We start from the raw sequence: 1,318 nt of genomic DNA, 5'->3' as shown, positions 1-1,318 counted from the left end.
TGAACCGCGCCGGGTTTGCCGGAGGCTGATTTGTCTTAGTTACGCGGCCATGCCTGATGTTTCCAGAGCAGCGTAGAAGTTTGCCTCGGCCTCTGCGGGCGGAATGCTCCCGATGGGTTCGAGAAGGCGGCGATTGTTGAACCAGTCGACCCATTCGAGGGTAGCGTATTCCACGGCGTCGAAGCTGCGCCAGGGGCCACGCCGGTGAATGACCTCTGCTTTGAACAGGCCGTTGATCGTTTCTGCCAGAGCGTTGTCATAGGAGTCCCCAACGCTGCCGACAGACGGGGCGATCTGCGCCTCGGCCAGTCGTTCGGTGTACTTAATCGACAGATATTGCGACCCGCGATCCGAGTGATGCACCAACTGGCCCTGAGCTGGTCCGCGTTGATGGATGGCTTGCTCCAAAGCATCGAGAACAAACCCGGCAGTAGCCGTGCGGCTCACGCGCCATCCAACGATACGACGGGCAAAGACGTCGATGACGAAGGCCACATACACAAACCCCTGCCACGTCGCGACATAGGTGAAGTCGCTGACCCAGAGTACGTTTGGCGCTGGCGCGTGGAACTGGCGGTTCACCTTGTCCAATGGACAGGGCAACGCCTTGTCAGGGATCGTTGTCGTCGGCTTTTTGCCACGCACTACGCCCTCAAGGTCTAAATCCTTCATTAGCCGTGCAACCGTACAGCGTGCGATATCAAAGCCTTCTCGGCGCATTTGATGCCAGATCTTGCGAACGCCGTAGACGCTGAGGTTTTCCTCAAAGACACGTTCGATCTCAGGCTTCAGGTCTTCGTCACGCTTGGCGCGATCCGACAGAAGATCAGGGTTCGCCCGCTTGGCCAAGTGGTCATAGAACGTGGCTGGGGCAATCGGCAGGACGCGGCAGATTGGCTCGACCCCATGATCCGCGCGGTGATCTTCTATGAGCCGGATCATCGTTTGAATGGGCGGTCGAGCTCCGCCTGGGCAAAATATGCGGATGCCTTACGAAGGATCTCGTTGGCCTGCTTCAGTTCGCGCACTTCGCGTTCCAGAGCCTTCATCTTCTCGGCCTGTTCGGTCGTGATACCGCCGCGCTGGCCGGTATCAACCTCAACCTTCTTGACCCATTCATTCAGCGTTTGCGGCGCGCAGCCTATCTTCGATGAGATCGACACAATCGCCGCCCAGCGACTTTCATGCTGCCCGGTGCCATCCATTACCATCCGCACGGCGCGCTCGCGCACTTCTGGTGAATACTTGTTCGTTGTCTTTGTCATGATGCTCCATCCTACTCATGAGTTGGAGCCTCCGACAAACCCGGCGCGGTTCA

General features: G+C 58.3%; 1 protein-coding gene and 1 other annotated feature. The gene reads right to left on the bottom strand.

Features of this window, described 5'->3' with window-relative positions; all coding sequences use genetic code 11:
* Positions 1-39 precede the first annotated feature (39 nt).
* A protein-coding gene (locus ACGYLD_RS17360; RefSeq protein WP_271691802.1) for an IS3 family transposase occupies positions 40-1,265 on the bottom strand; the annotation gives its coding sequence in 2 pieces (ribosomal slippage) (positions 40-977 and positions 977-1,265; 1,227 coding nt in all).
* Positions 868-984 (bottom strand) — a sequence feature (AL1L pseudoknot). (Overlaps the previous gene by 117 nt.)
* Positions 1,266-1,318: the final 53 nt, after the last annotated feature.

The organism is Sulfitobacter sp. 1A12056, from assembly GCF_043558125.1.
GTDB lineage: Bacteria > Pseudomonadota > Alphaproteobacteria > Rhodobacterales > Rhodobacteraceae > Sulfitobacter > Sulfitobacter faviae.
Note: the sequence above shows the minus strand (reverse complement) of the source record. Positions and strands in the feature narration are given on the sequence as shown.